This window comes from Streptomyces sp. NPDC042002, from assembly GCF_055588305.1.
Genome location: NZ_JBVJCT010000007.1, coordinates 107,683 through 131,508 on the forward strand (window position 1 = coordinate 107,683; position 23,826 = coordinate 131,508).

The window sequence follows — 23,826 nt, forward strand, 5'->3', positions numbered from 1 at the left end:
GGAGCTGCTGAGTCATGGAACTTCACAACGTCTGGTTCGTACTCATCGCGGTCCTCTGGATCGGCTACTTCTTCCTGGAGGGCTTTGATTTCGGAGTCGGCATCCTCACCAAGCTGCTGGCCCGGGACCGCGCCGAGAAGCGGGTGCTGATCAACACGATCGGTCCCGTGTGGGACGGCAACGAGGTGTGGCTGCTCACGGCGGGCGGTGCGACCTTCGCGGCCTTCCCGGAGTGGTACGCCACGCTCTTCTCGGGCTTCTATCTGCCCCTGCTGATCATCCTGGTCAGTCTGATCGTGCGCGGTGTCGCCTTCGAGTACCGGGCGAAGCGGCCCGAGGAGCACTGGCAGCGCAACTGGGAGACGGCGATCTTCTGGACCTCGCTGATCCCGGCGTTCCTATGGGGTGTGGCCTTCGGCAACATCGTTCGCGGAGTGAAGATCGACCGGAACTTCGAGTACGTGGGCAACTTCTGGGACCTGCTCAACCCGTACGCGATCCTCGGCGGTCTGGTCACGCTGACCCTGTTCACCTTCCACGGGACGGTGTTCGTCGGACTCAAGACGGTCGGGGACATCCGGGAACGGTCACGGAAGCTGGCGCTGCAACTCGGCCTGGCGACAGCCGTTTTGGCGTTGATCTTCCTCATCTGGACCCAGATCGACAACGGTGACGGCGCTTCGCTGGTCGCGTTGATCGTGGCCGTGGTCGCCCTCGTCGCGGCACTGGTGGCGGTCAACGGGGGGCGGGAGGGCTGGGCCTTCATGCTCTCGGGGCTCACCATCGTGGCCGCCGTCGCGATGCTCTTCCTGTCGCTCTTCCCGGACGTCATGCCGTCCTCGCTCAACGCGGACTGGAGCCTCACGGTCACCAATGCCTCGTCGAGCCACTACACCCTGAAGATCATGACCTGGTGTGCCGCGATCGCCACACCGATCGTCCTGCTCTATCAGAGCTGGACCTACTGGGTGTTCCGCAAGCGCATCGGCACGCAGCACATCGCCGTGGACGTGTCGCACTGAATCCGACGTAATGGCATGTTTCACGTGAAACATGCCTGATGAGCCAGGGGTGTGTTTCACGTGAAACCAATCGATCCGCGTCTGCTTCGGTACGCCCGAGCCACCCGCCTCTTCCTTGTGGCGGTCGTGGGTCTGGGTGCCGCTGGAGCGGCGCTGGTCATCGCCCAGGCGATGCTCATCGCGGAGGTGGTGGTCGGCGCATTCCAGCACGGGTTCTCCGTCGCTGAACTCCGCACTCCCCTGGTGTTGTTGATGGCCGTCGCTGCCGGGCGGGCGGTCGTGGCCTGGCTCACCGAGCTCGCCGCGCACCGGGCGAGCGCCGCGGTCAAGTCGGAGTTGAGGGGGAGACTGCTGGAGCGGGCCGCATCCCTCGGGCCCGGGTGGCTCAGCGGTCAGCGGACGGGCTCACTGGTCGCCCTGGCGACGCGGGGAGTCGACGCGCTGGACGACTACTTCTCGCGCTATCTGCCGCAGCTGGGACTCGCGGTGGTGGTCCCGGTGGCCGTGCTGACGCGGATCGTCACCGAGGACTGGGTGTCGGCGACGATCATCGTCGGCACTCTGCCGCTGATCCCCTTGTTCATGGTGCTGATCGGCTGGGCCACGCGCAGCCAGATGGACCGCCAATGGCGGATGCTGTCCCGGCTGTCCGGACACTTCCTGGACGTGGTCGCGGGACTGCCCACGCTCAAGGTGTTCGGCCGGGCCAAGGCGCAGGCCGAGTCGATCCGGAAGATCACCGGTGAGTACCGGCAGGCGACCATGCGGACGCTCCGGATCGCCTTCCTGTCGTCCTTCGCCCTGGAACTGCTCGCCACCATCTCGGTCGCGCTGGTCGCGGTGGCCATCGGAATGCGGCTCGTCCGCGGCGAGATGGACCTGTACGTGGGGCTCGTCATCCTCGTGCTGGCGCCCGAGGCCTATCTGCCGCTGCGGCAGGTGGGAGCCCAGTACCACGCCGCCGCCGAGGGGCTAGCGGCCGCAGAGGAGATCTTCGCGGTGCTGGAGACCCCGGCGCCGAGGTCCGGTTCGCTGCACGCGTCCGCGGGGGAGATCGCGTTCGAGGGTGTGACCGTGCGGTACCCGGGGCGCTCCTCGGACGCGGTCTCGGACGTCTCCTTCACGGTCGAACCCGGTGAGACGGTCGCCCTGGTCGGACCCAGTGGCGTGGGCAAGACGACGCTGCTGAACGTCCTGCTCGGATTCGCCGAGCCCACCGCGGGCCGGGTCAGGGCCGGGGGAGCCGATCTCGCCGAGGCCGACCTCACCGAGTGGCGCTCACGGATCGCCTGGGTGCCGCAACGACCGCACCTGTACGCCGGATCCATCGCCGACAACGTACGGCTGGCGCGACCCGACGCGGACGAGGCGGCGCTGCGCGGGGCTCTCGTCGACGCCGGCGCGGCCGGATTCGTCGACGCGCTGCCCGACGGGGCCGACACGGTTCTCGGCGAGGACGGCGCCGGGCTGTCGGCCGGTCAGCGTCAGCGCCTCGCAATCGCCCGGGCGTTCCTCGCGGACCGGCCCCTGCTGCTGCTCGACGAGCCGACGGCCTCGCTCGACGGGGCGACCGAGGCCGAGGTCGTCGCGGCGGTACGACGGCTCGCCGTGGGGCGGACCGTACTGCTGGTCGTACACCGGCCGGCCCTGCTGGAGGTGGCGGACCGGGTGGTGCGCCTGGAAGCCGCTGGGACCGACGAGCCGCGGCCGGCGGTTGCGGCTCCCGTCGAGGTTCCCGGTTCCGCGGAGCCGGGCCGTACGCAGTCGCCCCGGGGAGTCGAACCGGAAGGTGTGCCCTCGGCGGACGGTGAAACACTCGCCCCGAGGTACCGGAGCCGGGATGGCGTGCTCGCCCGCGTCCGTGCCATGGCGGTTCCCCGCCGTGGACCGCTCGCGCTCGCCCTGCTCCTCGGCAGCCTCGCGCTCGGGAGCGCCGTCGGCCTGATGGCGACCTCCGGGTGGCTCATCTCGCGGGCCTCCCAGCAGCCGCCGGTGTTGTATCTGATGGTGGCCGTGACAGCCACCCGGACGTTCGGAATCGGTCGGGCGGTGTTCCGGTACGCGGAACGGCTCGTGTCGCACGACGCCGTGCTGCGGATGCTGGCCGATACGCGGGTCGCCGTCTACCGGCGTCTGGAGCGGCTCGCGCCCGCCGGGCTGCGGACCACCCGGCGCGGCGATCTGCTGTCGCGGCTCGTCGCCGACGTGGACGCCCTCCAGGACTACTGGCTGCGGTGGCTGCTACCGGCCGGAGCCGCCCTCCTGGTGTCCGCCGGCTCCGTCGGCTTCGCCACCTGGCTGCTGCCCGAAGCCGGTGCCGCCCTCGCCGTCGGTCTGCTGGTGGCCGGTGCCGGCGTTCCCCTGGTGACCGGCGCCGTGGCACGCCGCGCCGAGCGCAGGCTGGCTCCCGCACGCGGCGCGCTGGCGACCCAGGTGGCCGATCTGCTCACGGGGACCGCCGAGTTGACCGTCGCGGGCGCGCTGCCCGTCCGTACCGCGGAGACACGGCGAGCGGACGCCGTCCTCACCCGGATCGCCTCGCGAGCCGCCACCGCGACCGCCCTCGGCGACGGACTCACGGCACTCGTGTCCGGACTCACCGTCGCGGCCACCGCTCTCGTGGGCGCCCAGGCGGTCGCCGCCGGGCGCCTGCCCGGTGTGCTGATGGCCGTCGTCGTCCTCACCCCGCTCGCCGCCTTCGAGGCCGTCACGGGACTGCCGCTCGCCGTCCAGTACCGGCAGCGGGTGCGCAAGAGCGCGGAGCGCGTGTACGAGGTGCTGGACGCCGCCGATCCCGTACGCGAACCCGAGCAGCCGCGGCCGGCGCCCGCGTCGCCGTTCCCGCTCCGGGTGGCGGGGCTCAGGGCCCGGCACGCGGGACAGGACCGGGACGCACTGGCCGGCCTCGATCTGACCCTCGAAGAAGGCCGCAGGGTCGCCGTGGTCGGCACGTCCGGAGCCGGCAAGACCACGCTCGCGCAGGTGCTGCTGAGGTTCCTGGACGCGGAAGCGGGGACGTACACGCTGGGAGGGGCGGACGCCTGCGGGATGGACGGGGACGCCGTGCGCCGGCTGGTCGGACTGTGCGCCCAGGACGCGCACCTCTTCGACAGCACCGTGCGCGAGAACCTGCTGCTCGCCCGCAAGGACGCGACCGAGGCGGCGTTGCGCGACGCGCTCGGGCGGGCCCGGCTCCTCGGCTGGGTGGACGGGCTGCCCGACGGGCTCGACACCCTGATCGGTGAGCACGGGGCACGGCTGTCCGGCGGCCAGCGCCAGCGACTCGCGCTGGCCCGTGCGCTGCTCGCCGATTTCCCCGTACTCGTTCTCGACGAACCGGCGGAACACCTCGACCTGCCGACGGCCGACGCGCTCACCGCCGATCTGCTGGCCGCGACGCGGGGCCGTACGACCCTGCTGATCACGCATCGGCTGGCCGGGCTCGACGCGGTCGACGAGGTCATCGTGCTCGCGCACGGACGCGTGGTCCAGCGCGGGTCGTTCGCGGAGCTGTCGGCCGTCGAGGGACCGCTGCGGGAGATGGTGGAACGGGAGACCGCTGGAGATCTGCTGGTGGGTGCGGTGGCGCGCTGAGCGCCGTACGGGCAGGTCATGGGTGGGGTGGCGCGCCGAGCGTCGTTATGGGCAGGTCATGGGTGGGGGGGCGGGTGGCGTGCTGAGCGCTTATGGGCCGGTCGTGGGTCCGGTGGTGTTGAGCCCTTACGGGCCGGTCGGCGGTGATGCGCGCGATGGGCGGCGACCGGTGGCCTGCGGGAGGTGGTGGGGGTCTTGAGCTCGCTTCCTCTCCTGAACCGACTTTCCCTTGCAAAGGTGACTAATTAGGCTCAAGGCATGTCAGCAGAGCCGGCCTCCCCCGTTCCGGACGGCAGCTCGGACGCGGCGGCCCGGGCGGTCCGTGGTCTGGGAGGGCTGCCCGACGAGCTGGCCGCACGGGTACCGCGGCTGCTGGAAGCCATGCGGTCGGTCGGATCGGGGCTGGAACTGCACGCCACGCTGGACCGGATCTGCGAGACCGCGGCCGAACTCACGGACGCGCGCTACGCGGCCATCGGGGTCGTGGGCGAGAGCGGGGAGGGACTCGCGGACTTCGTCCAGCACGGCGTCGACGAGGAGACCACCCGACGGATCGGACGGATGCCCGACGGCCACAAGGGGCTGCTGGGGGCACTCATCCGCGACCCCGACCCGGTGCGCCTCGCGAACCTGACCGACGACCCGCGCTCCTGTGGATTCCCGGCCGGCCATCCACCGATGCACAGCTTCCTCGGGCTGCCGATCCGGGTGCAGGGGGAGATCTTCGGGAATCTGTACCTCGCGGAGAAGCGCGGCGGCGGGACCTTCGGTGACGACGACCTCAACATGGTCCGGGTGCTGGCCACGGAGGCGGGTATCGCCATAGGCAATGCCCGCCTGTACGAGGCGGCGAAGCAGCGTGAGCGCTGGATCGACGGCTCGGTGGCCGTCACCACCGCGCTGCTGGCGGGCGGCGACGCCGAGGACGCGTTGCAGGTCGTCGCCGAACAGGCGCGCCGGCTCTCCGGATCCGCCGCCGGGATCGTGCTGCTGCCCGCCGAGGAGGGCGGCCTGGAGGTGGTCGCGGTGGCCTCGGAACACCCTGCGAAGCTGCTCGGTGTGGTCGTCCCGCCGGAGAGCGAACTGGTCGCCGAACTCCGCGACGGGAAGCCGGTGTTCCTGGAGGACGCGGCCGTCGACCCGCGCCTGCGCGCGGATCTCACCCGCGCCTACGGGCCCGTCATGATGCTCCCCCTGCAGAGCGACGGCCGGGTCCTCGGGGCGCTCCTCACCCCGCGGAGCCGCGCGGGACACCCGTTCACGCGGACGGAGCGGACCCTCGCGACGCAGTTCGCCTCGCAGGCCGCGCTGGCGCTGATGATGTCCGAGGCACAGCGCGACCGGGAACGGCTCGCGGTGTACGAGGACCGCGACCGGATCGCCCGTGACCTGCACGACCTGGTCATCCAGCGGTTGTTCGCGACCGGAATGATGCTGGAGAGCGCGCAGCGCCGGTCGAACGTGCCCGAGGTGCAAAGGGGCGTCGGCAAGGCGGTCGACGAACTCGACGTCACCATCCAGGAGATCCGCACCGCGATCTTCGCGCTCCGGCAGGGACCGGCCGACGTGCCGTCCGGGCTGAGCACCCGCGTCCTCCGCGAGATCAACATGGCCGCCGTCCCCCTCGGTTTCCAGCCGGGCCACCGCTTCACCGGCCCCGTCGACACGTCGGTCGGCGAACTCACCGGCAAGAACCTCATAGCCGCGCTGCGCGAGGCCCTCTCCAACGCCTTCCGGCACGCGGGGTCCTCCCGCATCGAGGTCTCCGTCGACGCGGACGCCCTCCTGCCGGACGGGCGGCCGGGGGTGCGCCTCGCCGTCGCGGACGACGGCGTCGGCATCCCCGACGGCGGTCGGCGCAGCGGTCTGAAGAACCTCAAACGGCGTGCCGAGTCGCTGGGCGGCGCCAGTTGGTACGGGCCGGGGATCGACGCGGACGGAGGCGGCACGACGGTGGTGTGGCAGGTTCCGCGCTGAACCCCCTTGCGCGGATGACCCGTTCGCGGGCCACGCCGCCGGTACGGGGCCGTTCGGTCCCGCCGCTGGGCCATTCGTGACGTCCTGTCCCCCAGGTGTACCCCTTGAACAGGCCGGGCCCGAAGGCGCGGGCCACGATCGCTGTCATGCGCTCCTCTCGTCGCCATCCCCTTTTCGTACCGGCGCTGTTGTGCGCGCTCGTGGTTCTCGCCGCCCGGCCGGCGATGGCCGACGGCGACGGCGACGGCGCGGATCTCGACATCAGCGCCCAGGTGGCGCGGCTGTACGAGGACGCCTCAGTGGCGACGGGGCAGTACGAGGTGGGACGGAAGGATGCCGAGGCGCAGCGTGGCCGGGCGGAGCGGGCTGAGCGGCTCCTCGTGCAGGAGCGTCAGGAGATCGCGGCACTGCACGAGGACCTGGGCCGGATCGCCAGCGCTCAGTACCGGCAGGGCGGCGGGCTGCCGTACACGGCGCAGATCCTGTTCGCGAAGGACCCCGACGATCTGATGCGCGGTCAGCGTGCCGTGCGGCGGGCCGATCTGGTCGTCGTCAGCGCGGTCGCGAAAAGCCGGCGGGCCGAGGGCCGGCTCGCCGCGGACGAGGAGAAGGCCCGGTCCGAGTGGCAGGCGCTGGAGAAACGGAACGGGGAACTCGCCGAGATCAAGCGGACCATCGAGACGAAGCTCGACGAGGCGCGGTCCGCACTGCAGGGCCGGGCGGACGCCTCGGTGGCGGCGGGTTCCTGCCGTGGTGCGGTCCGTCTCGACCAGCCGCCGGTGGACCCCACGCGCGCGTGGGTCGCTCCGGTGGAGACGTACGAACTCTCCGCGGGCTTCGGCAGCGGGGGCGAGCACTGGGCGCAGCGGCACACCGGGCAGGACTTCGCGGTGCCCATCGGCACCCCGGTGCGAGCGGTCGGGGCGGGCCGGGTGGTGAAGGTGTCGTGTGGCGGTGCCTTCGGCATCGAGATCGTGGTCGAGCACCCCGACGGCTACTACACGCACTACGCGCATCTCGCGTCCGTCGCCGTCGATCAGGGGGAGCGGGTAGCGACCGGGCAGTGGATCGGGCAGTCGGGCACGAGCGGCAACTCGACCGGCCCGCATCTGCACTTCGAGGTGCGGGTGACGCCGGACATGGGATCGGCGATCGACCCTGTGCCGTGGCTGGCGGAGCACGGGGTCGTTGTGTAGGGCCTCCGGCGGCTCGCCGCGGTTGCGGTGAGGCGACCGGCACTACCGCCGTACGACGGCGGTGAGGGTCCGTCGAACGCCTACGGCGGGACGGGGAAGTGACCGCCGCGGGGCCTCCGGCATGTTCGCCGGTGGCTCCGCGGTCGCACTGCCGAGTGGTCAGGTGGCCCCGTGGTCGCGCTGCCGGGTGACGTCCGGCGGTCCCCCTGCCGTGCTGTCGGGCGGTTAAGAACGGCCGGCCAGGATCCGTTCGATCACGACCGCCACCCCGTCCTCGTTGTTCGCGACCGTGCGCCCGGAGGCGGCGGCGATCACGGCGGGGTGGGCGTTGCCCATCGCGTACGAGCGGCCGGCCCAGGTGAGCATCTCGACGTCGTTCGGCATGTCACCGAAGGCGACGACCTCCTCGGGGGAGATACCGCGCTCGGCGCAGCACAGCGCGAGGGTGCTGGCCTTGGAGATGCCGGGGCCGCTGATCTCCAGCAGGGCGCTGGGGCTCGACCGGGTCACGTTGGCCCGGTCGCCGATGGCCGGGCGGGCGACGCCGAGGAAGTCGTCCGGGTCCATGTCCGGGTGGTACGCGAGCACCTTCAGCACCGGCTGATCGGCGTCCAGAGCGTCCTCGGCGAGGAGTTTCTCGGCGGGGGCGACGATCTCCGGACCCTCCATGTGCATGAGGGGGTAACCCGGTTCGAGATGGAGGCCGTACGTCCGCTCGACGGCACACACCGTGCCGGGCGCGGCGGAACGCAGTACCTGGATGACGTCCAGGGCGATGTCGGGCGTCAGTTCGCGGATCTTGACGAAGCGGTGGGCGCCGGGTCCGCCGTGCAGGTCGACCACGGCGGCGCCGTTGCCGCAGATGGCCAGGCCGTGCCCGTGGACGTGGTCGCTGACGACGTCCATCCAGCGGGCCGGGCGGCCGGTGACGAAGAAGACCTCGATACCGGCCTGTTCGGCGGCGGCGAGGGCGGCGATCGTGCGGGCGGACACCGATTTGTCGTCGCGCAACAAGGTGCCGTCGAGGTCCGTGGCGATCAGCCGGGGCGGGACGGTGGAGGCCGGAGTCTCGGGCCGGCGAGTCGCTGAGGTCACGTGCTCATTCTCCCGCATATATGCGCACGGTCGTGCGGCGGTCCGCACACTTGAGTGGTCACCGTCCTCACCAGCGCCGTTACACCCTGTCGAACCCTTGGTGGGCGACGGGCGTCAGCGCAGCTGGGCCACCGCTTCCGTGGCGATCCGCTCGAAGACCTTCTCGTCGGCGGCGAAGTCCGAGTCGGGGATCGGCCAGTGGATCACGATGTCGGTGAAGCCCAGCTCGACGTGCCGGCCCGCGAAGTCGACGAACGCGTCGAGGGACTCCAGGGGGCGCCCCCGGTCCGGGGTGAAGCCGGTGAGCAGGACCTTGTCGAGCTCCGCCACGTCCCTGCCGATCTCGGCGCACGCGTCGGCCAGCCTGCCGATCTGCCCGCGAATGGCTTGAACCGACTGTTCGGGGGTGCCCGTCTCGTACAGCTTCGGGTCGCCGGTCGTCACCCACGCCTGTCCATGCCGGGCGGCGAGCCTCAGTCCGCGCGGGCCGGTGGCGGCCACCGCGAACGGCAGCCGGGGGCGCTGGACACAGCCGGGGATGTTGCGTGCTTCGTGCGCCGAGTAGAAATTGCCGCCGTAGGAGACGGAGTCCTCGGTGAGGAGCCGGTCGAGCAGCGGGACGAACTCACCGAAGCGGTCGGCGCGCTCACGCGGGGTCCACGGGTCCTGGCCGAGCGCGGTGGCGTCGAAACCGGTGCCACCCGCGCCGATGCCCAGCGTGACCCGGCCGTTCGAGATGTCGTCGAGGGAGATCAGGTCCTTGGCGAGGGTGACCGGGTGCCGGAAGTTCGGCGAGGTGACGAGCGTGCCGAGGCGCAGCCGGTCGGTGACGGCGGCCGCCGCGGTCAGTGTCGGCACGGCTCCGAACCACGGGCCGTCGCGGAAGGTCCGCCAGGAGAGATGGTCGTAGGTGAACGCGGTGTGGAAGCCGAGCTGCTCCGCACGCTGCCACGCGGAACGCCCGCCCTCGTGCCAGCGGACGTACGGCAGGATCACGGTGCTCAGACGCAGACTCATGCGTCGAGCGTAAACGGAGCCGGGGCGTGGCCGCCTCAGGGTGGTCCCCGGGCCGGCGTCCGGCGCCGGGAATCAGTGAGGACCGGGAAATCGCAGGTAGCGCGGGGGTACGGCCTCCGTCAGCCAGACGCCGTTGGCGCTGACCCGGAAGACGTGGCCGTCGCGGTGCATGGCGGCGGCGTCCACGGAGAGCACGACCGGGCGGCCGCGGCGGGCGCCGACGCGGGTGGCCGTCTCCCGGTCCGTCGAGAGGTGCACGTCGTGCCGGTTCATGGGCTTCAGTCCCTCGGCGCGGATCGCGTCCAGGGTGCGGGCCACGGTCCCGTGGTAGAGGTACGCCGGCGGGGTCGCCGGGGGCAGTCCGAGGTCGACCTCGACGGAGTGACCCTGGCTGGCCCGGATCCGGGACCCCTCGACGGCGAAGCGGCGCTTGTCGTTGTCGGCCACCACATGATCGAGTTCGTCGCGGGTGAACCGGAAGCCGTGGGCGGCCGCCGCGGAGATCAGCGTGTCGATCTCGACCCAGCCGCCCTCGCCGAGCGTGAGTCCGATCCGCTCGGGCTGGTGCCGCAGATGCTTCGAGAGGTACTTCGACACCTTCACGGTGCGTTTTTCATCCATCTGTTCATCGGCCTGTCTTTCCGTCCGATCGTCCGTCCGCTCATGCGTTTGGTCACGCGTCCGGTCACGCGTCGGTCCCTGCGTCCGGCCGTCCGTCTGTTCCTTCATCCTCCCAGCGTGCCTGGCGAGAGACGGATCACGCATTTGATTTTGGATCGGAGGTTTGATCCACAGCCAAGTCCTGTTATCCACAGGTGAATTGACGAATCTGTGGACAACGCGGCGGCTGTTTAAGGTAGTTCGTCAACAATGCTGGGATTCGCGCCCTTTGTGGCCAGCCGGTCCAACGTGCGCGCCTGTAGCTCTCGTTCGGCGGCCGCCGTGACGAACGCAGCCGCGTGTTCAGTGCCAACAAGGCCCTCCACGGCCCGCATTGTCCCGGCGGCGACCTTCACCGTGCGTACGCTTTCCGGTTCGTCCGGGAGCTGCCCTGCCGCGAGGTGCCGGCTCAGATGGCGGGTGGCGAAGAGCCGCATGGCGCGGGCTAGTTCGGCATCCACGGTCTGCTGCGCGAGCGGTCGCAGCCGCCGGACGAGCGAGGCAGCCTCGGCCGCCTCCGCGTCGCTCGGTGGGTGCTCCCCCAGATAGCGCGCGAAGACATGCTCCGTGGTGAACTCCAGGAAACGCGAGGCGATGTGCTCGACCTGTCCCCTCAACTCCCTTAGATGGCAGGAGATCGCGGACAGGGGAACTCCTGCCGTGTACAACTCGACCGCCGCGGAAAGCTCTTGAGGACTCGGAACGAGGAAGGTGTCCGCGTCGCCCGGAACGGGCTCCAGCACGCCGAGTTCCACGGCGTCCGCCACCGCGGCGTCGTCCGGACGGCCGCCGAACCGCGCCTCCAGCTCGGCCCGCGAGATCCGGGCGGCCTCCTCGTCGGTCCACGGACCGTCCACCTCCGCGACCAGGCCGAGTATCCCGCCGAGACCCCGGCCCGCGTCCCAGGCCTCCAGGAGTTCCTTGATCGAAGCCAAGGTGTAGCCCCGGTCGAGGAGTTCGGCGATCTGCCGCAGCCGCGCCAGATGGGCGTCCGCGTACACATTGGCGCGACCGCGCCGCTCGGGGCGGGGCAGCAGTCCGCGGTCCTGATAGGCGCGGATCGTCCGGACCGTGGCACCGCTGCGGTGCGCCAGGTCCTCGATGCGGTACGCGGCACCGCCCGGCTCGTCGCTCATCTCCCGCAGCCTCCTGCCCTCTCCGCCCCTGGGCCCTAAGAGGCCGCCGCCCGCCCGATCGCCCCCACCGCCGACCGCGCCGCGGGCGACTGCGCCAGATACTCGACGGCCCTGAGCAGAGAGCCCTCCTTCGACGGATGGTACGACCGCCGCAGATAGCGCGGTATGGCCGAGCCGAGCTCCTTCCAGCTGGGCAACAGACCCTTGCGGACCGCCTTGTTGTGGGCGGCGAGCGAGTAGCGCAGCCGGCCGGCGAGCTGGGGGTCGTGGCGGATCAGATAGGCGGTGCCCCACATCCACAGATAGAGCATCATCGGCGCGGTGACGGCCATGCCCGCGACCCGGCGGGCGTACCGGGGCGCGCCCTCGCCGCCGCAGTGCTGGTACAGGTCGAAGGCCACCGAGCGGTGTTCGACCTCCTCCGCGCCGTGCCAGCGCAGCAGGTCGAGCATGACCTCGTCCGCGTCGGCGAGGTCCAGGCCCTCGGCCGTCAGCACCCAGTCGCCCAGCACCGCGGTGAACTGCTCGATCGCCGCGACCATCGACAGCCGGAAGCGCAGCCACTCCCGGGCCGGGACCGGCACCCCCAGGGGCGGTTCCTCGCCGAGCAGCTTCTCGAAGAGGAAGTCGACGTGCCGGGTGAAGGCGGAGGTGTCGAGCCGCTGGGCGGCGAGGTGGTCGAGGACGTACGCGTGCTGCACGCTGTGCGTGGCCTCCTGGCCCATGAACCCCTTGACGTCCTTGCGGAGTTCGGGGTCGCGGACCAGCGGCAGCGCCTCCTTGAGGACCCGCACGAACCACCTCTCCCCGGCCGGGAGCAGCAGATGCAGCACATTGATGACGTGGGTGGCGGTGGGCTCCTCCGGGATCCAGTGCAGCGGTGTGTCCTGCCAGTCGAAGGACACCCGTCTCGGGAGGATCGCGTGGTGGCCGCCGCTCACGGAACCACTGGCCGGGCCGTCTCCGAGCGGTCCTGCCGCGCCGTCTTCCGGCGGTCCGGCCGGGCTGTCCGCCGCGTCGTGCGATCGTTCGCTCACAGGGGTGGCTCCATTCGTGCGATCGCGCGCAGCGTCCTGGGCGCGAAGCGGTGCATGAGGTGGGCTCCGCGCGCCTCGGGGGTGACCGGCACGACCGCCTCGTTGCGTACGACCGCGCGCAGGATCGCGTCGGCGACCTTCTCCGGCGGGTAGTTGCGCAGCCCGTACAGCCGCGCCGACTTCTTCTGGCGCCGCTTCTCCTCGGCCGCGTCGACGCCGGCGAAGCGCGCGGTCGAGGTGATGTCGGTGTTGACGAAGCCTGGGCAGATCGCCGAGACGCCGATGTCCTGCCCGGCAAGCTCCGCGCGCAGACACTCGCTGAGCATCAGGACGGCCGCCTTGGAGGTGCTGTAGGCGGGCAGCGCCTTCGAGGGCTGGTACGCCGCCGCCGACGCGGTGTTGACGATGTGGCCGCCCTGCCCGCGCTCGGCCATCTGCCTCCCGAAGAGCCGGCAGCCGTGGATCACGCCCCACAGATTGACGTCGAGGACCTTCCTCCAGTCCTCCGGGGTGGTGTCGAAGAAGGAACCGGACAGGCCGATACCGGCGTTGTTCACCAGCACGTCCACCACGCCGTACTCGGTGGCGACCCTCTCGGCGAGCTTCTCCATGGCCTGCTCGTCGGAGACGTCGACCGTCTCGGCCCAGGCCGCGGGTGAGCCGATCAGCAGGGACAGCTCCGCCGTGCGGGCCGCCGCCTCCGCGTCCCTGTCGACGGCCACCACGCGCGCGCCGGCCTCGGCGAACGCGAACGCGGTGGCCCGCCCGATGCCGCTGCCGGCGCCGGTGACCAGGACCAGCTGCCCGCCGAACCGGTCGGCGTACTTGCCGGTGGCCGCCGGCCCGGGTGCGGGCATCCCCGCCTCGCGGCCCTCGTTGGCCGTCACGAACTCGGATATCCAGGCGGCCAGTTGGTCGGGGCGGGTCCGCGGGACCCAGTGCTTGGCCGGGAGCGTGCGGCGCACCAGCCGCGGCGCCCACGTCTCCAGTTCGTCGTAGAGCCGCTCGGAGAGAAAGGCGTCCCCCAGGGGCGTGACGAGCTGCACGGGCGCGTGCGCGTAGGCGTCCTCACGAGGGCGGCCGAGCCGGGACCGGACGTTGTCGCGGTACAGCCACGCGCCGTGCGCCGCGTCCGAGGGCAGCGACGGTGTCGGGTAGTCGCCCGCGGGCACCTTCTCGATCCGCTGGAGGATCTTCGGCCACCGCTTGCCCAGCGGGCCGCGCCAGGCCAGCTCGGGCAGCACCGGCGTGTGCAGCAGGTAGACGTACCAGGACTTGGCGCCCTGGCCGAGGAGCTGGCCGATCCTGCGCGGGGTGGGCCGCTTCATCCGCCGCTTGATCCAGTGGCCGAAGTGGTCGAGGGACGGACCGGACATCGACGTGAAGGACGCGATCCGGCCCTCGGTTCGCGCGACCGTGACGAACTCCCACGACTGCACCGAACCCCAGTCGTGGCCCACCAGGTGCACGGGCTCGTCGGGGCTCACCGCGTCGACGACCGCCAGGAAGTCGTCCGTCAGCTTCTCCAGCGTGAACCCGCCGCGCAGAGGCTGCGGCGCCGTCGAACGGCCGTGTCCCCTTACGTCGTACAGCACGACATGGAAGCGGTCGGCCAGCCGGACGGCGACCTCGGACCACACCTCCTTGGAGTCCGGATAACCGTGCACGAGCACCACGGTCGGCTGCCGCTCGTCGCCCAGCTCGGCGACGCACAGCTCGATCCCGCCCGTCCGCACCCAGCGCTCGCGCGCGCCCACGAGACTCACTTGTCCTCCGCCCAGCGCCGCACGTGCGGCAGATCGTCGTCGAGCCAGAACGCGCTCTGTTCGGGGTCCCTGGAGTCCGTGACGACCAGGATCTCCTCGAACTTCGCGCCCGTACCCCGGAATCCCAGGTGCGGTTCGACCGCCCACAGCCCCGGCCGGGGCGGGTGGTCGGAGAATTTGTACGGCGACCACAGTGGGGACCAGCCCTCCCGGTGCCCGTGCAGCGCGTCGCTCGCCAGCCCCTTGAGGGACTGTGTGCCGAACCCGAACAGACGCGGCGACCAGGACCGCTCCCGCACCCGGTCCACCTTGTGCGCGATCACGCCGAACGGATACGCGCGGTGCCGGTTGGCACAGCCCTGACGGGTCATGAGCCGGTCGACGTCCTCGTAGATCTCCCGCAGGGGCCGCCGCTCGCGCACCTCGCGCAGGATCAGCTCGCGGTGCGCCTCCAGATCGGCGAGCAGCCTGTCCTGCACGGGGTTCGGCCCGAGCGAGCCCGAATAACCGATGTCCGCCGTGAAGCCCTTGTGCACCGGGGCCATGTCCAGGATGAACGGCATCCCCGGCTTCAGCCGGCGGTCGGTGGGGAAGAACTGCAGCGGGATCCGGAAGCCGGCGAAGGCCGTGCGGTCGCCGAACCAGGCGAACGGCAGATGGAACCAGTCCCGCACCCCGCGCTCGCGCAGCCACACCCGCTGCATGCGCGCCGCCTCCCGCTCGGTGACGCCGGGCTTCAGCTGCGCCGCGACCGCCTCCGCGCACTCGTACGCGAGGCGCTGGACCTCTCTGAACCCCCGCAGTTCCGCCGCGAGTTCGCCTGCCACTGCCGTCGTCATGCCACCGTCCCACCCTGTCCGCACCGACTGCGGTACGTGCCCGTAACGTGACACTGGCGAATGTGACAGTTGTTAGAGGCTGCGTCAATAGGCCCGTGGGCGACCTGTGGACAACCGACCGGATGGGGATACGGCCGTCCCTGGTAGCCCGTACCTGAGGGTGACCCCTACGGGCCTGTACGACTGGAGACTGACGCGGATCCACCTCCGTGGGCTGACGACCGCTGTGGTGTGCGCCACTACCGTCGAAGCGTGACTGTGATCGCGACCGAAAGCCTGAGCAAGCGGTACCCCCGGGTGACCGCGCTTGACCGGCTCTCCGTGGACGTCGGGCCCGGTGTGACCGGACTCGTCGGAGCCAATGGAGCCGGCAAGTCCACACTGATCAAGATCCTGCTGGGTCTGTCCCCCGCCACCGAGGGCAGCGCACGCGTGCTCGGCCTCGACGTCGCCACCGAAGGCGGCGCCATCCGCGAGCGGGTCGGGTACATGCCCGAGCACGACTGCCTGCCGCCCGACGTCTCGGCCACCGAGTTCGTCGTCCACATGGCGCGGATGTCCGGGCTGCCGCCCGCCGCCGCCCGCGAGCGCACCGCGGACACCCTGCGCCATGTCGGGCTGTACGAGGAGCGCTACCGCCCCATCGGCGGCTACTCGACCGGCATGAAGCAGCGCGTCAAACTCGCGCAGGCCCTCGTCCACGACCCCCAGCTGGTCTTCCTGGACGAACCGACCAACGGCCTGGACCCGGTCGGCCGCGACGACATGCTCGGACTGATCCGCCGCATCCACACGGACTTCGGCATCTCGGTCCTGGTCACCTCGCACCTCCTGGGCGAACTGGAACGCACCTGCGACCACGTCGTCGTGGTCGACGGCGGGAAGCTGCTGCGCTCCAGCTCCACCACGGACTTCACCCAGACCACCACGACCCTCGCCATCGAGGTCACCGACACCGACGAGCACCCGGACGGCACGAGCGCGGTGCGCGAGGTCCTCCACGCGCGCGGGATCGAGACCCACGACGGCAGCGGACTGCCGGGCGCCGGACACATCCTGCTGCTCACCACCGAGAGCGAGGACACCTACGACCTCGTCCGCGACGTGGTCGCCGACCTCGGTCTGGGGCTGGTCCGCATGGAGCAGCGCAGGCACCACATCGCCGAGGTCTTCGCCGACAGCGACGAACAGCGGGCGAGGAACGAACGAGCGGCGAGCGGCGAACCGCGGACCGGCGACGACCAGCGGAAGGAGGCGGTCGGCCATGGCAGTTGAGCACCCCCTCACCCAGCCGGGTGAGCAGACCCGTATCCACAACATCGGCTACCGCAACTACGACGGCCCGCGCCTCGGCCGCGCCTACGCCCGGCGCTCCCTCTACTCGCAGTCCCTGCGCGGCGCCTACGGCCTCGGCCGCTCGGTCAAGTCCAAGGTCCTGCCGATGCTGCTCTTCGTGGTGATGTGCGTCCCCGCGCTGATCATGGTGGCCGTCGCGGTCGCCACCAAGGCGAAGGACCTGCCCGTCGACTACACGCGCTACGCGGTGATCATGCAGGCGGTCATCGGCCTGTACGTCGCCTCGCAGGGCCCCCAGGCCGTCTCCCGCGACCTGCGCTTCAAGACCGTTCCGCTGTACTTCTCGCGCCCCATAGAGACCGGCGACTACGTGCGTGCCAAGTACGCGGCGCTGGCCTCGGCACTGTTCATCCTCACGGCCGCCCCGCTGATCGTGCTCTACGTGGGGGCGCTGCTGGCCAAGCTCGACTTCTCCGACCAGAGCAAGGGCTTCGGACAGGGACTGCTCTCCGTGGCACTGCTGTCGCTGCTCTTCGCCGGCATCGGCCTGGTCATCTCGGCGATCACGCCGCGCCGCGGCTTCGGCATCGCGGCCGTCATCGCCGCCCTGACCATCTCCTACGGAGCGGTCTCCACCGTCCAGGCCATCGCCTTCGAGCGGTCCAGCAGCGGAGCCGTCCCGTGGCTCGGGCTCTTCTCGCCGATCACGCTCATCGACGGAGTACAGACGGCGTTCCTCGGCGCGTCCTCCGCCTTCCCCGGCGAGGTGGGCCCCTCGTCCGGACAGGGCGTCGTCTACCTCGTCGTCGTCCTGGGTCTCATCGCCGGCTGCTACGGCCTCCTGATGCGCCGCTACCGAAAGGTCGGGCTGTGACCACCCTCAACATCGACCATGTCTCGCGCTGGTTCGGCAACGTGGTGGCGGTCAACGACATCACGATGACGATCGGCCCCGGCGTCACCGGCCTGCTCGGCCCGAACGGCGCCGGGAAGTCCACCCTCATCAACATGATGGGCGGCTTCCTCGCCCCCTCGACGGGCACCGTCACCCTCGACGGCCGGCCGACCTGGCGCAACGAGGACATCTACCGGCACATCGGCATCGTCCCCGAGCGCGAGGCGATGTACGACTTCCTCACCGGGCGCGAATTCGTCGTCGCCAACGCCGAGTTGCACGGGCTAGGCGCGAAGGCCGCCCACCGGGCCCTCGCCACGGTCGAGATGGAGTACGCGCAGGACCGCAAGATCTCCACGTACTCCAAGGGCATGCGGCAGCGCGTGAAGATGGCGTCCGCGCTGGTCCACGACCCGTCGCTGCTGCTGCTCGACGAGCCGTTCAACGGCATGGACCCGCGCCAGCGCATGCAGCTCATGGATCTGCTGCGCCGCATGGGCGACGAGGGACGCACCGTGCTGTTCTCGTCCCACATCCTCGAAGAGGTGGAGCAACTCGCCGCCCACATCGAGGTGATCGTCGCCGGACGGCACGCGGCGAGCGGCGACTTCCGGCGCATCCGCCGGCTGATGACCGACCGCCCGCACCGCTATCTGGTCCGCTCCAGCGACGACCGGGCACTGGCCGCCGCACTGATCGCCGACCCGTCGACGTCCGGCATCGAAGTCGACCTCGCCGAGGGCGCGTTGCGCATCCAGGCGGTCGACTTCGGCCGGTTCACCGCACTGCTGCCGAAGGTCGCGCGTGAGCACGGCATCCGGCTGCTGACGGTGTCGCCGTCCGACGAGTCGCTGGAATCCGTCTTCTCGTATCTTGTCGCGGCGTAGGAGGCCGAAGATGTACGACCCCACAGTCGCCCGGCTCACCTATCGGGGCCTGCTCGGCCGCCGCCGCGCCCTCATTCTCGGCATCCTTCCCGTCCTGCTCATCGTCATCTCCGTGGCCGTCCGCAGCTTCTCCGGAGCCGACGACCAGGTGGCCTCGGACCTGCTCGGCGGGTTCGCGCTCGCCACCATGGTGCCGATCATCGGTGTCATCGCCGGTACGGGAGCCATCGGGCCCGAGATCGACGACGGCTCGGTGGTGTATCTGCTGGCCAAGCCCCTGAAGCGGCCCACGATCATCTTCACCAAGCTGATCGTCGCGATCGCCGTCACCATGGCTTTCTCGGCCGTGCCGACCTTCATCGCGGGCATGATTCTGAACGGCAACGGCCAGCAGATCGCCGTCGCCTACACCGTGGCCGCCCTGGTCGCCTCGATCGCCTACGCCGCGATGTTCCTGCTCCTCGGGACCGTGACCCGGCACGCGGTGGTCTTCGGGCTCGTCTACGCGCTCGTCTGGGAGGCCCTGTTCGGATCCCTGGTGTCCGGCGCCCGCACGCTCAGCGTCCAGCAGTGGGCGCTCGCGGTGGCCCACAAGGTGACCGGCGGCGAGCTGGTCACCTCGGACGTGAGCCTGCCGACCGCGACGGTCCTGCTGATCGTGGTCACCGTCCTCGCCACCTGGTACGCGGGACAGCGGCTGCGGTCGCTGACGCTGGCCGGCGAGGAGTGAGCGGGGGCTCCCCGCGCGCGTGCCGGCTGGTGGGCGGCACGCGCGCGGGGAGCCCCTTTTTTCTTGACAGCGGCTTCATCTCCGTCCGAGCACACTGGGCGGACGGAGACGCACGGCCAGGAGGAACGGGGATGACAGCCGAGGAACCACGGGGTGACGGCCGCGAACAGGCCGGGAACCGGTCCGGGAACAGGGCGGGGGACGGGCTCGGGGACACGGCAGGAGAGCCGTGGGACGACCTCGTACTCGACGAGAACTTCGTACGGTCCGCCGAGACGACCGAGCCGTCGGCCCGCGCGCGCATGCTCGCCGCCCGGTGGCGCGCGGGAGGCCCCGATCCGCAGCCCTGGCGCTCGGACGAGCCGCCCGCGGGGTGGTTCTTCAGCAAGGGGCGCCGGCGCAGGTGGCGCCGCAAGTGAGGTCCCACGGGGGCGGCCTTTAATCAGTGGCGCCCAAGTCGGCTTACAGGCACAGTGATTGTGTTCACGCCGCCGCATCGAGCCGGCGCCACATTCTGGGAGAGGAGCGCGACGATGTTCATCAGGAGCAGTACGTCGAGCTCCCGGCAGGGCAGCCCGCGGCGGGTCCCGGAGTAGTTACCGCTCCGTCGAACCCGCTCAGCAGGGGGAGTTGCCCGGGGCGGCCGCTTCGAGCGCGCATCACGCGCGGGCCGCCCACCCGGAGGATTGGCCGAGTGGAAAGGCACCGGCTTGCTAAGCCGTGGTCGGGGGTGAAACCCCGCGCGCGTTCGATCCGCGCATCCTCCGCAAGACCAGGCCGGGGCACCCGGCGACCGCAACCCCGACCCGCGACCCGGCGACGGCAACCGCCGGCCCGGGATCCCGAAGTGGGTTCCCGCAACGGCTACGGCTGCGTCAGCAACCGCTCCAGTACCACCGCGATCCCGTCCTCCTCGTTCGAGGACGTCACCTCGTCCGCGATCGCCTTGAGGTCGTCATGGGCGTTGGCCATGGCCACCCCGTGGGCTGCCCAGGCGAACATCGGCAGGTCGTTCGGCATGTCGCCGAAGGCGATGGTGTCCGCGGCCTTGGCGCCGAGGCGCCGGGCAGCCAGGGACAGCCCCGTCGCCTTGGAGAGGCCGAGGGGGAGAAGCTCCACTATCCCCGCGCCCGCCATCGTGACGCCGACGAGTCCGCCCGCGACCTCCGTGGCCACGGCCGCCAGCTCGTCGTCGGAGAGCGTCGGGTGCTGGACGTACACCTTGTTCAGAGGGGCCGACCAGAGGTCCGTCGCGTCCTTGATCGGGACGACCGGGAGCGCGCCATCCAGCCTGCGGTAGCCGGGGCCGACCAGCACCTCGCCGTCGAGCCCGTCGCGGCTCGCGGCCAGCAGCAGCGGGCCGACCTCCGCCTCGATCTTGGCGAGCGCGAGACCGGCCAGCTGCCGGTCCAGCGTCACCGAGGTGAGCAGCCGGTGCTCCCCGGCGTCGTAGACCTGCGCACCCTGACCGCAGACCGCGAGGCCCTGGTAGCCGAGGTCGTCGAGGATGTGCCGCGTCCAGGGCACCGCGCGCCCGGTGACGACGATGTGGGCCGCGCCCGTCCCGGTCACCGCGGCGAGCGCGCCACGCGTGCGCGCCGAGACCGTCCCGTCGGAACGCAGCAGCGTCCCGTCGAGATCGGTCGCGACGAGCTTGTACGGGAAAGCCCCCGGCCCCGTGGCCCCGGACGGTCCCGTCGACCCAGTCGTGCCGGTCACTTGGAGATCGGCTCCAGAACTTCACGTCCGCCCAGGTAGGGCCGCAGTACCTCGGGAACCCGTACCGAACCGTCGGCGAGCTGGTGGTTCTCCAGGATCGCGACGATGGTGCGCGGGACCGCGCACAGCGTGCCGTTCAGTGTGGCGAGCGGCTGGACCTTCTTGCCGTCGCGCATACGGACGGACAGGCGGCGGGCCTGGAAGCCGTCGCAGTTGGAGGCCGAGGTCAGCTCGCGGTACTTGCCCTGGGTCGGGATCCACGCCTCGCAGTCGAACTTGCGGGACGCCGAGGCGCCCAGGTCACCGCTCGCCACGTCGATCACCTGGAAGGGCAGTTCGAGGCCGGTCAGCCACTGCTTCTCCCAGTCGAGGAGCCGCTTGTGCTCGTTCTCGGCGTCCGCCGGGTCGACGTACGAGAACATCTCGACCTTGTCGAACTGGTGGACGCGGAAGATGCCGCGGGTGTCCTTGCCGTAGGTGCCGGCCTCGCGGCGGAAGCACGGCGAGAAACCGGCGTAGCGCATCGGCAGCTTGTCGGCGTCGAGGATCTCGTCCATGTGGTACGCCGCGAGGGGGACCTCGGAGGTGCCGACCAGGTAGTAGTCGTCCTTCTCCAGGTGGTACACGTTCTCCGCGGCCTGGCCGAGGAAGCCGGTGCCCTCCATGGCGCGCGGGCGGACCAGGGCCGGGGTCAGCATCGGCGTGAAGCCGGCCTCGGTGGCCTGCGCGATCGCCGCGTTGACGAGGGCGAGCTCCAGGAGCGCGCCGACGCCTGTCAGGTAGTAGAAGCGCGAGCCGGACACCTTGGCGCCGCGCTCGACGTCGATGGCGCCCAGGGCCTCGCCGAGTTCCAGGTGGTCCTTGGGTTCGAAGCCCTCGGCGGCGAAGTCGCGGATGGTGCCGTGCGTCTCCAGGACGACGAAGTCCTCTTCGCCGCCGACCGGGACGTCGGGGTGCACCAGGTTGCCGAGCTGGAGGAGGAGCCGCTTGGTCTCGTCGTCCGCCTCGTTCTGTTCGGCCTCGGCGGCCTTCACGTCGGTCTTGAGCTGCTCGGCCTTCTTCAGCAGCTCGGCGCGCTCGTCCGGGGAGGCCTTGGGGATCAGCTTGCCGAGCGACTTCTGCTCGGAACGCAGCTCGTCGAAGCGGACGCCGGACGACCTGCGCCGTTCGTCGGCGGAGAGGAGGGAGTCGACGAGCGCGACATCCTCTCCACGGGCGCGCTGGGAGGCGCGAACACGGTCGGGGTCCTCACGAAGCAGGCGAAGGTCAATCACCCCTCAAGGCTACCGGTGCGGGCTTCCGGCCAACGACCCGATATTCCAGAGCGTGAGGGCTGTCACGGTATGAGTGAAATGCCGGACCGAATCCCTTGATCGCCGGGCGACGTCAATGAAAAGGGTCCTACTCCCTGAAACGGGGCAGATGGATCTTCATCGGTTGACTGGATTTCCTTGCGGGGGGCGGGACTTGCGAGCCGGGTTGTCCACAGGTGCCAGCCCCTTCGGATAGTTATCCACAGGCTGTGTGGAAGATCTGTGGATGCCGGAATAGATCATTCCGAGTAGCCTTCGCGGGCTGAGGAATTCCCGGTTCAAACCCTCCGTACACCCACTTTCGGGTGTAAATGATTCCCTCTATAGGGTTGATCAATGGAAAAGGGTAGACGAAGGGTGTCGTACGCGGCTGTGGAAGGACTTGGGTCCAGTAGCCGATTTGTCGATGATGTAGTGCTTCGTTGTCGACTTGTCCCCAGGTCGAGAAGCGCGCCTGTGGATAACCTCTGTGGATGACGAAAATCAGCAGGTAGGACCGTGAGGAAACGTTCGGACGGGCGTGGATCCGCCGTTCAGAACCGGCCGTCCGCGCAGCGCGTCAGCCAGTCCGACGCGGCGGAGAACTCGTTGTCCGACGTACCGGGCCGCAGCGGCCTTACGTCCTCCAGGGCGACACCGGCCCGCGGATAGGAACCGAGGAACCGCACCTTCGGGCAGATCCGCTTGAGGCCCATCAGCGCCTCGCCCACCCGGCGGTCGGTGATGTGCCCCTCGGCGTCAGCCGAGAAGCAGTAATTGCCGATGCCCTGGCCGGTCGGGCGGGACTCGATCCGCATCAGGTTGACGCCGCGCACGGCGAACTCCTGAAGCAGTTCGAGCAGCGCGCCGGGGTGGTCGTCGCCCAGCCAGATGACCACGGACGTCTTGTCGGCGCCGGTCGGCGCGGCGGGCCGGGCCGGGCGGCCGACCAGCACGAAGCGGGTCTCGGCGTTCGCCGCGTCGTGGATCTCGGTCACCAGCGGTTCGAGGCCGTACGTCGCCGCGGCGAACTCGCCCGCGAAGGCCGCGTCGAAACGGCCCTCCTGGACCAGCCGGGCGCCGTCCGCGTTCGAGGCCGCCGACTCCCACAGGGCGTCCGGCAGGTGCGTGGCCAGCCAGTTGCGCACCTGGGGCTGGGCGACCGGGTGTCCGGTGACCGTCTTGACGTCCTTCAGCGTCGTGCCGGGCCTGACCAGCAGGGCGAAGGCGATCGGCAGCACGACCTCGCGGTAGATCATCAGCTGGTCGCCCTTGGCGAGCTCGTCGAGGGTGGCGGTGACACCGCCCTCGACGGAGTTCTCGATCGGGACGAGCGCGCCGGCGGCCTGGCCGCCGCGTACCGCGTCGAGCGCGGCCGGTACGGACACCATGGGCACCAACTCCCGCGTCGCGGCCTCGGGAAGCGTGCGGAGGGCGGCCTCGGTGAACGTACCCTCGGGGCCGAGATAGGTGTAGCGCGTCGCCGACATACCGTCACCCTAATAGGCCCCGCCCGACGCGGCTCACGCCTGTGGAACGCCGGCACCGAGCCCGGAAGGGCCCGACGCCGAGCCTGATACAGAATTCGGTACAGAACTCGGTACGGAGCCAGGCACTGAGCTTGGCCAGAGCCCGCTGGGAGCCCAGCAACGGGCCTGTTCAGAGCCC

The 23,826-nt window shown here is 70.6% G+C and carries 19 protein-coding genes and 1 tRNA gene; 10 read left to right on the forward strand and 10 right to left on the reverse strand.

All coding sequences use genetic code 11. The features are described 5' to 3' along the window. Positions 1-14: 14 nt before the first annotated feature. From cydB to ACZ6KY_RS13620, 4 genes are all read left to right on the forward strand, one after another. Positions 15-1,022 (forward strand): cytochrome d ubiquinol oxidase subunit II, encoded by a 1,008-nt coding sequence (gene cydB / locus ACZ6KY_RS13605; RefSeq protein WP_469310467.1) that lies wholly within the window; start codon positions 15-17, stop codon positions 1,020-1,022. 60 nt (positions 1,023-1,082) lie between these two features. Further along, positions 1,083-4,616, forward strand: coding sequence for a thiol reductant ABC exporter subunit CydD (gene cydD / locus ACZ6KY_RS13610; protein WP_469310468.1), 3,534 nt, complete (start codon positions 1,083-1,085; stop codon positions 4,614-4,616). Between the two features lie 258 nt (positions 4,617-4,874). Beyond that, positions 4,875-6,593 carry a GAF domain-containing sensor histidine kinase gene (locus tag ACZ6KY_RS13615; RefSeq protein ID WP_469310469.1) on the forward strand — a complete coding sequence of 573 codons (1,719 nt, stop codon included), beginning with the start codon at positions 4,875-4,877 and terminating at the stop codon, positions 6,591-6,593. Positions 6,594-6,739: 146 nt separating this feature from the next. Continuing rightward, the gene (locus ACZ6KY_RS13620; RefSeq protein ID WP_469310470.1) at positions 6,740-7,789 is read left to right on the forward strand and encodes a M23 family metallopeptidase; all 1,050 of its coding nucleotides are present in this window, start codon (positions 6,740-6,742) and stop codon (positions 7,787-7,789) included. A 225-nt stretch (positions 7,790-8,014) separates the two neighbouring features. Here ACZ6KY_RS13620 and ACZ6KY_RS13625 read toward each other — a convergent pair whose 3' ends face one another. The 7 genes from ACZ6KY_RS13625 to ACZ6KY_RS13655 form a co-directional block, all read right to left on the reverse strand. Beyond that, positions 8,015-8,902: a Cof-type HAD-IIB family hydrolase gene (locus tag ACZ6KY_RS13625; protein WP_469310471.1), complete on the reverse strand. Its 888-nt coding sequence runs from the start codon at positions 8,900-8,902 to the stop codon at positions 8,015-8,017. A gap of 96 nt (positions 8,903-8,998) precedes the next feature. Continuing rightward, entirely contained in the window at positions 8,999-9,901 is a 903-nt protein-coding gene (locus ACZ6KY_RS13630; protein WP_469310472.1) for an LLM class flavin-dependent oxidoreductase, read from the reverse strand. 72 nt (positions 9,902-9,973) lie between these two features. After that, the gene (locus ACZ6KY_RS13635; protein ID WP_469310473.1) at positions 9,974-10,522 is read right to left on the reverse strand and encodes an RNA 2'-phosphotransferase; all 549 of its coding nucleotides are present in this window, start codon (positions 10,520-10,522) and stop codon (positions 9,974-9,976) included. A 230-nt stretch (positions 10,523-10,752) separates the two neighbouring features. Beyond that, positions 10,753-11,697: a MerR family transcriptional regulator gene (locus tag ACZ6KY_RS13640; RefSeq protein ID WP_469310474.1), complete on the reverse strand. Its 945-nt coding sequence runs from the start codon at positions 11,695-11,697 to the stop codon at positions 10,753-10,755. Between the two features lie 35 nt (positions 11,698-11,732). Then, positions 11,733-12,638, reverse strand: coding sequence for a metal-dependent hydrolase (locus tag ACZ6KY_RS13645; protein ID WP_469310633.1), 906 nt, complete (start codon positions 12,636-12,638; stop codon positions 11,733-11,735). 92 nt (positions 12,639-12,730) lie between these two features. Further along, positions 12,731-14,500, reverse strand: a complete 1,770-nt coding sequence (locus tag ACZ6KY_RS13650) for an SDR family oxidoreductase (RefSeq protein ID WP_469310475.1) — start codon at positions 14,498-14,500, stop codon at positions 12,731-12,733. Beyond that, the gene (locus ACZ6KY_RS13655; protein ID WP_469310476.1) at positions 14,497-15,339 is read right to left on the reverse strand and encodes a M24 family metallopeptidase; all 843 of its coding nucleotides are present in this window, start codon (positions 15,337-15,339) and stop codon (positions 14,497-14,499) included. The genes ACZ6KY_RS13650 and ACZ6KY_RS13655 overlap by 4 nt, the downstream gene beginning before the upstream one ends. A gap of 258 nt (positions 15,340-15,597) precedes the next feature. Here ACZ6KY_RS13655 and ACZ6KY_RS13660 point away from each other — a divergent pair, with 258 nt between their 5' ends. The 6 genes from ACZ6KY_RS13660 to ACZ6KY_RS13685 all read left to right on the forward strand — a co-directional run bounded on the left by ACZ6KY_RS13660 (position 15,598) and on the right by ACZ6KY_RS13685 (position 19,914). Then, positions 15,598-16,614, forward strand: a complete 1,017-nt coding sequence (locus ACZ6KY_RS13660; protein WP_469310634.1) for an ABC transporter ATP-binding protein — start codon at positions 15,598-15,600, stop codon at positions 16,612-16,614. After that, positions 16,604-17,509: an ABC transporter permease subunit gene (locus ACZ6KY_RS13665; protein ID WP_469310477.1), complete on the forward strand. Its 906-nt coding sequence runs from the start codon at positions 16,604-16,606 to the stop codon at positions 17,507-17,509. The genes ACZ6KY_RS13660 and ACZ6KY_RS13665 overlap by 11 nt, the downstream gene beginning before the upstream one ends. Next, entirely contained in the window at positions 17,506-18,417 is a 912-nt protein-coding gene (locus tag ACZ6KY_RS13670; RefSeq protein WP_469310478.1) for an ABC transporter ATP-binding protein, read from the forward strand. The genes ACZ6KY_RS13665 and ACZ6KY_RS13670 overlap by 4 nt, the downstream gene beginning before the upstream one ends. Before the next feature lie 10 nt (positions 18,418-18,427). Next, positions 18,428-19,147, forward strand: a complete 720-nt coding sequence (locus ACZ6KY_RS13675) for an ABC transporter permease (protein ID WP_469310479.1) — start codon at positions 18,428-18,430, stop codon at positions 19,145-19,147. Between the two features lie 131 nt (positions 19,148-19,278). Then, entirely contained in the window at positions 19,279-19,566 is a 288-nt protein-coding gene (locus tag ACZ6KY_RS13680) for an SGM_3592 family protein (RefSeq protein ID WP_469310480.1), read from the forward strand. Positions 19,567-19,827: 261 nt separating this feature from the next. Next, a tRNA-Ser gene (locus ACZ6KY_RS13685) sits at positions 19,828-19,914 on the forward strand. Positions 19,915-20,011: 97 nt separating this feature from the next. On the opposite strand, the gene ACZ6KY_RS13690 is transcribed toward ACZ6KY_RS13685, so the two are convergent. The 3 genes from ACZ6KY_RS13690 to pheA form a co-directional block, all read right to left on the reverse strand. Then, positions 20,012-20,866 (reverse strand): HAD family hydrolase, encoded by an 855-nt coding sequence (locus tag ACZ6KY_RS13690; protein WP_469310481.1) that lies wholly within the window; start codon positions 20,864-20,866, stop codon positions 20,012-20,014. Next, complete coding sequence (serS, locus tag ACZ6KY_RS13695; RefSeq protein ID WP_401329238.1) at positions 20,863-22,140, reverse strand: serine--tRNA ligase; 1,278 nt, start codon at positions 22,138-22,140, stop codon at positions 20,863-20,865. The genes ACZ6KY_RS13690 and serS overlap by 4 nt, the downstream gene beginning before the upstream one ends. A gap of 572 nt (positions 22,141-22,712) precedes the next feature. After that, positions 22,713-23,648 (reverse strand): prephenate dehydratase, encoded by a 936-nt coding sequence (pheA, locus tag ACZ6KY_RS13700; protein ID WP_469310482.1) that lies wholly within the window; start codon positions 23,646-23,648, stop codon positions 22,713-22,715. Positions 23,649-23,826: the final 178 nt, after the last annotated feature.

Coding starts and splice junctions, on each gene's coding strand:
- ACZ6KY_RS13655 (WP_469310476.1), bottom strand. CDS start 15,339: ATGACGACGGCAGTGGCAGGCGAACTCGCGGCGGAACTGCGGGGGTTC.
- ACZ6KY_RS13680 (WP_469310480.1), top strand. CDS start 19,279: ATGACAGCCGAGGAACCACGGGGTGACGGCCGCGAACAGGCCGGGAAC.
- ACZ6KY_RS13620 (WP_469310470.1), top strand. CDS start 6,740: ATGCGCTCCTCTCGTCGCCATCCCCTTTTCGTACCGGCGCTGTTGTGC.
- ACZ6KY_RS13665 (WP_469310477.1), top strand. CDS start 16,604: ATGGCAGTTGAGCACCCCCTCACCCAGCCGGGTGAGCAGACCCGTATC.
- ACZ6KY_RS13615 (WP_469310469.1), top strand. CDS start 4,875: ATGTCAGCAGAGCCGGCCTCCCCCGTTCCGGACGGCAGCTCGGACGCG.
- ACZ6KY_RS13675 (WP_469310479.1), top strand. CDS start 18,428: ATGTACGACCCCACAGTCGCCCGGCTCACCTATCGGGGCCTGCTCGGC.
- ACZ6KY_RS13640 (WP_469310474.1), bottom strand. CDS start 11,697: ATGAGCGACGAGCCGGGCGGTGCCGCGTACCGCATCGAGGACCTGGCG.
- ACZ6KY_RS13630 (WP_469310472.1), bottom strand. CDS start 9,901: ATGAGTCTGCGTCTGAGCACCGTGATCCTGCCGTACGTCCGCTGGCAC.
- ACZ6KY_RS13635 (WP_469310473.1), bottom strand. CDS start 10,522: ATGGATGAAAAACGCACCGTGAAGGTGTCGAAGTACCTCTCGAAGCAT.
- cydB (WP_469310467.1), top strand. CDS start 15: ATGGAACTTCACAACGTCTGGTTCGTACTCATCGCGGTCCTCTGGATC.
- ACZ6KY_RS13625 (WP_469310471.1), bottom strand. CDS start 8,902: ATGCGGGAGAATGAGCACGTGACCTCAGCGACTCGCCGGCCCGAGACT.
- pheA (WP_469310482.1), bottom strand. CDS start 23,648: ATGTCGGCGACGCGCTACACCTATCTCGGCCCCGAGGGTACGTTCACC.